Annotated in this window: 8 protein-coding genes; 7 read left to right on the top strand and 1 reads right to left on the bottom strand. The window is 67.4% G+C overall.

What is annotated here, in order from left to right:
* The 5 genes from sphst_RS09125 to sphst_RS09105 form a co-directional block, all read left to right on the top strand.
* A partial coding sequence (locus tag sphst_RS09125; RefSeq protein ID WP_442800390.1) for a helix-hairpin-helix domain-containing protein occupies positions 1-1,473 on the top strand: 1,473 nt, incomplete at its 5' end.
* 88 nt (positions 1,474-1,561) lie between these two features.
* Positions 1,562-2,458, top strand: a complete 897-nt coding sequence (locus tag sphst_RS09120) for a tetratricopeptide repeat protein (RefSeq protein ID WP_031395354.1) — start codon at positions 1,562-1,564, stop codon at positions 2,456-2,458.
* Entirely contained in the window at positions 2,455-3,057 is a 603-nt protein-coding gene (locus tag sphst_RS09115) for an LON peptidase substrate-binding domain-containing protein (protein WP_107045439.1), read from the top strand. The genes sphst_RS09120 and sphst_RS09115 overlap by 4 nt, the downstream gene beginning before the upstream one ends.
* Positions 3,054-3,242: a Trm112 family protein gene (locus sphst_RS09110; RefSeq protein WP_031395356.1), complete on the top strand. Its 189-nt coding sequence runs from the start codon at positions 3,054-3,056 to the stop codon at positions 3,240-3,242. The genes sphst_RS09115 and sphst_RS09110 overlap by 4 nt, the downstream gene beginning before the upstream one ends.
* Positions 3,242-3,874 (top strand): DUF2238 domain-containing protein, encoded by a 633-nt coding sequence (locus sphst_RS09105; protein WP_031395357.1) that lies wholly within the window; start codon positions 3,242-3,244, stop codon positions 3,872-3,874. Before sphst_RS09110 ends, sphst_RS09105 begins: the two co-directional genes overlap by 1 nt.
* Here sphst_RS09105 and sphst_RS09100 read toward each other — a convergent pair.
* Positions 3,856-5,070, bottom strand: coding sequence for a UbiH/UbiF/VisC/COQ6 family ubiquinone biosynthesis hydroxylase (locus tag sphst_RS09100; RefSeq protein WP_107045438.1), 1,215 nt, complete (start codon positions 5,068-5,070; stop codon positions 3,856-3,858). The genes sphst_RS09105 and sphst_RS09100 overlap by 19 nt on opposite strands.
* Positions 5,071-5,213: 143 nt before the next feature.
* Here sphst_RS09100 and sphst_RS09095 point away from each other — a divergent pair, with 143 nt between their 5' ends.
* Together sphst_RS09095 and sphst_RS09090 are read left to right on the top strand one after the other, a co-directional pair.
* Complete coding sequence (locus sphst_RS09095; protein ID WP_056406624.1) at positions 5,214-7,529, top strand: DNA translocase FtsK; 2,316 nt, start codon at positions 5,214-5,216, stop codon at positions 7,527-7,529.
* 207 nt (positions 7,530-7,736) lie between these two features.
* Positions 7,737-8,357 carry a LolA family protein gene (locus tag sphst_RS09090; RefSeq protein ID WP_031395416.1) on the top strand — a complete coding sequence of 207 codons (621 nt, stop codon included), beginning with the start codon at positions 7,737-7,739 and terminating at the stop codon, positions 8,355-8,357.
* Positions 8,358-8,381: the final 24 nt, after the last annotated feature.

The raw sequence follows: 8,381 nt of genomic DNA, 5'->3' as shown, positions 1-8,381 counted from the left end.
GTCGTGCAGGTCGCGATCGTCCGCCCCGGACCGATCGAGGGCGACATGGTCCATCCCTATCTCCGCCGCCGCAGCGGCAAGGAGAAGGTCGACTTCCCCTCGCCCCACCCGCGTTTCGGTCCGCCCGACGAACTCCAGCAGCTGCTCCGCTTCACCTATGGCGTGCCGCTGTTCCAGGAACAGGCGATGAAGCTGGCGATCGTCGCGGCCGGGTTCACGCCGGGCGAAGCGAACCAGTTGCGCAAGTCGATGGCGACGTTCCGCAAGGTCGGCGGCATGGATAACTTCCAGGCCAAGCTGATCGGCGGCATGGTTCGCCGTGGCTATGAGGCGGAGTTCGCCGAACGCTGTTTCAAACAGATCGAGGGGTTCGGATCCTACGGCTTTCCCGAAAGCCATGCGCTGTCGTTCGCACGGCTGGTCTATGTCTCGTCGTGGATCAAATGCTTCCACCCCGCGGTGTTCGCCTGCGCGCTGCTCAATTCGCAGCCCATGGGGTTCTACGCTCCGGCACAGCTGGTGCGCGACGCGGTCGAACACGGGGTGACCGTGCTGCCCGTCGATGTGAATGCGAGCCTGTGGGACAATGGCCTCGAAGCCGGCACCACGGTCGGACAGGAATCGTTGCGCCTCGGCTTTCGGCAGGTCGACGGGTTCCGTGCGGAATGGGCGCACAATCTCGTCGCGGCGCGCACGCTCGCGCGCTTCACCGGGATCGAGGACCTTGCCCGCCGCGCCGACCTGCCGCAGCGCGCGATGAACCTGCTCGCCGACGCGGATGCGTTCCGCTCGCTCGCCAAGGATCGCCGCGAGGCGCTGTGGGACGTCCGCCGTACCCCGCCCAGGCAGCTCGCGCTGTTCGCCGCCGCCGATGTGCCCGAGCTGGGCGTCGAACCCGATGCACAGCTTCCCGCGATGCCCCTGTCCGAACAGGTCGCCGCCGATTACCAAACGACCGGCCTGTCGCTGAAGGCGCATCCGATGGCGTTCCTGCGCGATCGCTTCGCCGCCGAGGGAATCCTGTCGAGCGCGCAGGCCTGTGCCACCAGGGACGGCCGGCGCGCCAGGGTCGCGGGCATCGTCCTCGTCCGCCAGCGCCCGGGCAAGGGCAATGCTATCTTCGTGACGATCGAGGACGAGACCGGCGTCACCAACGGGCTGATCTGGGCGCGCGATTTCGAGTCGAACCGCCGCGCGGTGATGGCCTCGCGGCTGATGGTTCTCGAAGGGGTGATCCAGCGCAGCGAGGAGGGCGTCACGCATCTGATCGCATCGCGCGTCCAGGATCGCAGCGCGATGCTCCGGTTCCTGTCCGAGGACCATGCACTCGACGCGCCATTGTGCCGCGCGGACGAAGTGGTCCGTTCCGTCCCGACGCGCAGTCCGGATTCACGGACGTCGCTGTCGCAACCCTCGCGCGCGCAGCATCCCCGCGACGTGCGTGTCCTGCCCAAGTCGCGCGACTTCCATTGAGAGTGTCGGTAAGATGGTGGCAATCACCGCGCCGCCGCCCCAGATAGCGCAGAGTTCAATACGGGAGTGTATGTTGGCCACGCTTGGAATGTCGCCTGCCGAGAAGGACGCCGTCGAGGCGTTCCGTCGCGATGTCGTCGAACCGTCGATGACGAAACTCGTGATCATCGACTTCTGGGCGGAATGGTGCGGGCCGTGCAAGGCGCTCGGTCCGACGCTGGAAAAGGTCGCCGCGGATTATGCGGTCAAGGGCGTCGTGCTGGCGAAGGTCGACACCGACAAGAACCAGTTCATTGCCGCGCAATTCCAGATCAAGTCGATCCCGACCGTCTATGCGATGTACCAGGGACAGCTGGTCGCCGACATGACCAGCGCACGCACCGATTCGCAGCTGCGCGCGATCCTCGATCAGTTGCTCAAGCAGCTGCCGATCGAAGCGGAGGCCAATACCGACGCCCCCGACATCGAACCGCTGATCGCGATGGGTGAGGAGGTCCTTGCCGAGGGCGACGGGGAACGCGCGCTGGGGATCTTCCGCCAGATCGCCGACATGGCGCCCGAGCACCCCGCGGTCCATGCCGGCTTCGTCCGCGCGCTCGTCCTGACCGGGCAGCTCGACGAGGCGGCGGACTGGCTTGCGAATCTGGACCCCGCGATTGCCAAGGATCCGGCAATCCACCGCGCGCAGGCCGCGCTGGCGCTGGCCCAGTCCGCGCCGCCGGTCGCCGACCTGTCGCCACTGATCGCCGCGGTCGAGGCCGCACCAGACGACCTGGCCGCACGCTTCGCGCTCGCCAACGGCCAGATGGCGGCGAACGACCGCGATGCCGCCGCGGACAACTTCCTCGCCATCATCGCTGCGGATCGCGACTGGAACGAGAGCGCCGCGCGGACGCAGTTGCTGAAATTGTTCGAGGTGGTGGGCCTTGAGGATCCCTGGGTCTCTGGACAGCGGCGGCGCCTGTCTGCGATCCTGTTCGGATGACGACCCGGCTCTCCATCTTCCCCCTGCCCGGCGCGCTGCTGTTCCCGGGCATGCAGTTGCCGCTGCACCTGTTCGAGCCGCGCTATCGGGCAATGATCAGCGACGCGATGGCGCGCGACCGGCGGATCGGCATGATCCAGCCGCGCGGTGATGATGGAGAGCTCTACGCACTGGGCTGCGTCGGCAAGATCGCCGAGGTCGAGGCGCTCGAGGACGGCCGGTACAATGTCGTGCTGGAGGGCGTCGCGATGTTCCGCATCGTCCGCGAACTCGATGTCACCACGCCCTTCCGCCAGGTCGAGGCCGAATTGCTGCCGGTGATCGAGGACGACACGCTGTCCCTCGGCCGCCGCTCGTCGCTCGAACTCGAATCACGCCGCTTCGCCGACGTGCAGGGCTATGCGGTCGACTGGGACGCGGTCGCGCGGCTCGACGACGAGAGCCTGGTCAACGGTATGCGCTGGATCGCCCCGTTCGATTCCGCCGCCAAGCAGGCGCTGCTCGAGGCCCCCGACATCGAAACGCGCGCCGAGCTGATCATCCAGCTGATGCAGTTTTTCGGGCGACACGACGGCGACGAACAGGTGACGCTGCAATGAGCGGGCTCGATCCCTGGCTGCTCGAACGCCTCGTCTGTCCGGTGTCGCGCACCCCCTTGCGCTACGACGAGGCCGCGCAGGAGCTGATCTCCGATGCCGCCGGGCTCGCCTATCCGATCCGCGACGGCGTGCCGGTGATGCTGGTCGAAGAGGCGCGGCCAATCGATGGTGCCGCAACCGCCTGATGTCGAAACCCGACCGCCGCCTCGTCATTCTAGGGGTGGCCTGGAGCATCGGGCTCGCGGCATCGGGATGGTCGCCCTTCGACCGCGCCACCTGGTGGATGGAGGTGGCGCCCGTCCTGATCGCCTTTCCGATCCTGGTGGCGCTGCGTCACCGGTTCGCCTTCACCCCTTTGGCGCTGGTCCTGATCGCGTTCCACGGCTTCGTGCTGATGCTGGGCGGCGCCTATAGCTATGCCCGCGTCCCGGCCGGTTTCATGGTGCAGGACTGGCTGCATCTAGCGCGCAATCCCTATGACCGGTTCGGTCACCTGATCCAGGGGTTCGTCTCCGCGATCGTGCTGCGCGAGCTGTTGATCCGGGGTCGGCATCTCGCCTCGCCACGGCTGCTGACCGTCACCGTCCTCGCCTATTGCCTCGCCATCAGCGCGTTGTACGAACTGATCGAATTCGGTGCGGCGGTTTCGCTCGGCGAGGGCGCGGACGCGTTTCTCGGTACGCAGGGCGACCCCTGGGATACGCAGTGGGACATGCTGATGTGCCTGGTCGGCGCCGCGCTCGCCGTCATGCTGCTGTCCCGCCCGCACGATCGCCAGATCGCGCGGACGGGCGATGGTCAGATCGTCAGACCCTGAAGCAGCTTGGGCAGGTCGCCGCTCTCGCCGCGCGCCTCTGCCATGAAGCGATCCTTGAGCGGCGGTAGCGCGTTGACCGCGCTGATGCCGAAGCGGCGCACCGCGCTCGCGGTCTTGCCGGGCATGCCGAACAGCCGGGTCAGCGTGTCGGTCGCGGCGGCGGTCATGAACGTGTCGAGCCCGCGCCAGCGCTGGTAGCGCGCGAGCAGCGCCGCATCGCCGAGGTCGAGGCCGAGGCGTTTGCCCTCGACCAGGACTTCGGCGAGCGTCGCCACGTCGCGAAAGCCGAGATTCAGCCCCTGTCCCGCGATCGGGTGGATGCCATGCGCCGCATCACCGACCAGCGCGAGCCGCGTGTCGGTGATCCTGGCGGCATGCTGAAAGCCGAGCGGATAGGAGGAGCGCGGCGTCAGCTTCGACAGCTCGCCGAGAAAGCCGCCCATGCGCTTGCTCGCTTCGGCGAGGAACGCGCGGTCGCCCATCTTGAGCATGCCCGCGGCGTTTTTCGTGTCGACCGTCCACACGATCGCCGAGCGATGCCCCTCCGCATCGTCGGGCAGCGGCAGCAGCGCGAACGGGCCGCTGGCGTAGAAGATCTCGTAGGCGACATCCTCATGCGAGCGTTCGTGATGAAAGGCGGCGATGATCGCGGTATGATCATAGGACCAGTGCGCCATCGTGATCCCGGCTGCCTCGCGCGTCGGCGACTTGCGCCCCTCGGCGACGACGACCAGCGGCGCGCGGACCACCGCGCCCGAATCGAGCGTCGCGGTCACCCCCGCGGCACTGCGGTCAAGGTCGGTCGCGCGCGTTATCATCCGCAGGTCGACATGCGCCGCCGCGCTCGCGGCATCGAACAGCGTGTGACGGAGCAGCTTGTTCTCGTACATCGTGCCCAGCGCGCCGTCGTCCGCGGCGGGGACGAAATCGAGCTTGCCCGGTTCCAGCCCGTCGCTGACGCGGATCTGGCGGATCGCGCAGCCCTGCCCCGCCAGCGTCGCGCCGACGCCGATCGCATCGAGCATCCGGTGGCTCGCGCTCGCGACGGCCGAAGCCCGGCCATCGAAGCCCGGCGCCAGCGTGACCGCGGGGTCCGCCGGATCGATCACGATCGTCGAGATGCCGTGCACGTCGAGCGCCACGGCGAGCGTCGCACCGACCAGCCCGCCACCGAGGATGAGTACATCTGTGTCCATGATGCCGCTCTATCCCGCCCGCCCGCCGCTGCCAACGCAGATCCGGGGTCGCTTTAACCCGTGTTGTCGCGTGCTCGCCTTGACGTCGGACCCGCCCGGCGCGATGAAAAGTCGGATTTTCGCACATTGAAGGATTTGAGGTCATGGCCAGCCGCGCGCAGCCAGCCTTATGGCGTGAGACGGTAAAGGCGGGGGCGGTGCGCAGCGGCGCACTGATCGCCGCGATCGCGCTGTTCGTCGCGACGTTGCTGATGGCGCTGGCGCTGGCCAGCTATCATGCCAGCGATCCGGCGCTGAACACCGCGTCGGGCGGCTATCCCGCCAACCTGATCGGCCCGCCGGGCGCGTGGTTCGCCGATATCGCGCTGTCGCTGTTCGGCCCCGCCGTCGCGCTGCTGCTGCCGGTCGGGCCGATCCTTGCGATGCGGCTGTGGCGCGACCTGCCGGTCGGACGCTGGGCACGGATGCTGCGCGGCGCGGCGCTCGGCGTCGCGCTGATGGCCAGCGCGCTCGCCTTCGTGTCCGACGCGTCGGTGCTCGCACTTCCCGCAGGCTGGGGTGGCATCATCGGCCTGTCGGTCGCCAATGCGGTGCATTGGGGGCTTGGTTTCCTGGGCCAGCCGGTCGCCGAACTCTGGTCGGCGCGCGCCGTCGGGCTGGTTGCCGCGATCGCGGGCGCGATCGTCTGGGGCAAGAGCATCGAGATCGATCTGGGCGAGCGCAAGTGGCGCTTCCGGCGCAATCGGATCCCGGCGCTCGGCTATGATGATGGTGCCGACGGTTATGTCGGCGGGCCTGACGACGAGGACGAGCCGCTGACGCTGACGCGCAAGCCCGTCGAGCCGCGCGCGATCGCCGAACCCGATCCACGCCCCGCGCCCGTCATCGCCGACCGCCAGAACGCCCCGTCGCAGGCGAAACCCAAGGAACGCCAGCTCGACCTACGCGACAATTACACGCTGCCGAGCGTCGACCTGCTGACGCCGTCGCCGCCGAGCCAGGGCAATGTCGTCGACAAGGCCGGGCTCGAACGCAACGCGCGGCTGCTGGAGAACGTGCTCGACGATTTCCACGTCAAGGGATCGATCATCGAGGTGCGGCCGGGCCCGGTCGTGACGATGTACGAGCTCGAGCCCGCGCCCGGCATCAAGGCGAGCCGCGTGATCGCGCTGGCCGACGATATCGCGCGCAACATGTCGGCGATCTCCGCACGCGTCGCGGTGATCCCGGGACGCAATGTGATCGGCATCGAACTGCCCAATGCGCGGCGCGAGGCGGTGTCGCTGCACGAGCTCGTCGGCAGCCAGACGTTCGAGGATCAGGCCGCGCAGCTGCCGATCATCCTGGGCAAGAACATCGCGGGCGATTCGGTGATCGCCGACCTCGCGCCGATGCCGCATCTGCTCGTCGCCGGGACGACGGGCTCGGGCAAGTCGGTCGGGCTCAACAGCATGATCCTGTCGCTGCTGTACAAGCTGACGCCGAACCAGTGCCGAATGATCATGATCGATCCGAAGATGCTCGAGCTGAGCATGTACGACGACATCCCGCATCTGCTGTCGCCGGTCGTCACCGATCCCGCCAAGGCGGTGCGCGCGCTGAAATGGGCGGTCGAGACGATGGAGGATCGCTATCGCCAGATGTCCTCCGTCGGCGTGCGCAGCCTCGCCGGCTTCAACGACAAGGTGCGTGGCGCCAAGGCCAAGGGGCAACCGCTCGGGCGCAAGGTGCAGACCGGCTATCATCCCGACACCGGTGCGCCGATGTACGAGGAGGAGAAGCTCGAATATGACGTGCTGCCGCAGATCGTGGTGATCGTCGACGAGCTGGCCGACCTGATGATGACCGCGGGCAAGGAGGTCGAATTCCTCATCCAGCGGCTCGCGCAGAAGGCGCGCGCGGCGGGCATCCACCTGATCATGGCGACTCAGCGGCCATCGGTCGACGTCATCACCGGTGTCATCAAGGCCAATCTGCCGACGCGGATCAGCTTCCACGTCACGTCGAAGATCGATTCGCGCACCATTCTCGGCGAACAGGGCGCCGAACAGCTGCTCGGCAAGGGCGACATGCTCTACATGCCCGGCGGCAAGGGCATCGTCCGCGTCCACGGGCCGTTCGTCAGCGATGACGAGGTCCGGCTGGTGGCGGATCACTGGCGATCGCAGGGCCTGCCCGATTACATCTCGTCGGTCACCGAGGAGCCCGAGGACGGCTTCACGCTCGAAGGCTCGCCGACCGGCGAGGATTCGGCGGAGGACCAGCAATATCGCAACGCCATCCAGCTGGTCTGCGAATCGCAAAAGGCCTCGACTTCGTGGCTGCAGCGGCAGTTGCGGATCGGCTACAACTCGGCGGCGCGATTGATCGAGCGGATGGAAAAGGACGGCATCGTCGGCCGGCCCGATCATGTCGGACGCCGCGAGGTCCTGCGCGATACCGAAGGGCATGCGATCTGAGGGGTTGAGGGGGCGTCCAGCATACCCTGCCCGTCATCCCAGCGACAGCTGAGATCCAGAGCCCCAAAACCCGGTCTATGCGGCGCTGGATCCTGCGCCAGGCCCAGGATGACGGAGGCTCTGGCGGCAATGACCCGATCCTCACGCATCCCAGTTCACAACCCGTTCAAGCCCGGCCCGGCATTGCCCGCGTCCAAGGAGATTTCGATGTTCAACACCCGCCCCGCGGTGATCGCGACGATCGCCGCCCTCTCGGTCGCCGCCGTGCCGTCGCCGATCGCCGCGCAGGCGACTGGCGACCTCGCCGCCGTGCAGAAGCACCTGCAATCGGTCACGACGATGACCGCCGACTTTTCGCAGGCGGATCGCAACGGCAAGGTGCTGACCGGCGTGCTGACGCTCAAGAAGCCGGGCAAGCTGCGGTTCCAGTATGAGAAGGGCGTACCGATCCTGATCGTCGCCGAGGGCGGCGCGCTGACCTTCATCGACTATTCGGTAAAGCAGGTGCAGCGCTGGCCGATCAAGAATTCGCCGCTCGGCGTGCTGCTCGACCCGAGCCGTGACATCACGCGCTATGCCAAGCTGGTGCCCGGCTATGACAACCGCGTCGTCTCGGTCGAGGCGAACGACCCCAAGCATCCCGAATATGGCCGCATCACCTTGGTCTTCGCACGCGATGCCGCCGCCCCCGGCGGGCTGATGTTGCAGGGCTGGGTCGCGCTCGACAGCCAGAACAACCGGACCACCATCCGCCTGTCCAAGCAGAAGTTCGGCGGACCGGTCAGCGACAACACCTTCCGGTGGAACGACCCGCGCCGGACCCGGTAAGTCTGGTCACCTCCTGAAAATGAA

Origin of the sequence: Sphingomonas sp. STIS6.2 (assembly GCF_000732685.2) — a bacterium.
In the GTDB taxonomy this organism is placed as follows: Bacteria; Pseudomonadota; Alphaproteobacteria; order Sphingomonadales; family Sphingomonadaceae; genus Sphingomonas; species Sphingomonas aerolata.
This window is presented reverse-complemented; position numbering and strand designations above follow the sequence as displayed.

Bases quoted from the DNA above. Each gene is read 5' to 3' on its own strand.
- sphst_RS09105 (WP_031395357.1), top strand. From the start codon at position 3,242: ATGTCGAAACCCGACCGCCGCCTCGTCATTCTAGGGGTGGCCTGGAGC.
- sphst_RS09090 (WP_031395416.1), top strand. From the start codon at position 7,737: ATGTTCAACACCCGCCCCGCGGTGATCGCGACGATCGCCGCCCTCTCG.
- sphst_RS09120 (WP_031395354.1), top strand. From the start codon at position 1,562: ATGTCGCCTGCCGAGAAGGACGCCGTCGAGGCGTTCCGTCGCGATGTC.
- sphst_RS09115 (WP_107045439.1), top strand. From the start codon at position 2,455: ATGACGACCCGGCTCTCCATCTTCCCCCTGCCCGGCGCGCTGCTGTTC.
- sphst_RS09095 (WP_056406624.1), top strand. From the start codon at position 5,214: ATGGCCAGCCGCGCGCAGCCAGCCTTATGGCGTGAGACGGTAAAGGCG.
- sphst_RS09110 (WP_031395356.1), top strand. From the start codon at position 3,054: ATGAGCGGGCTCGATCCCTGGCTGCTCGAACGCCTCGTCTGTCCGGTG.
- sphst_RS09100 (WP_107045438.1), bottom strand. From the start codon at position 5,070: ATGGACACAGATGTACTCATCCTCGGTGGCGGGCTGGTCGGTGCGACG.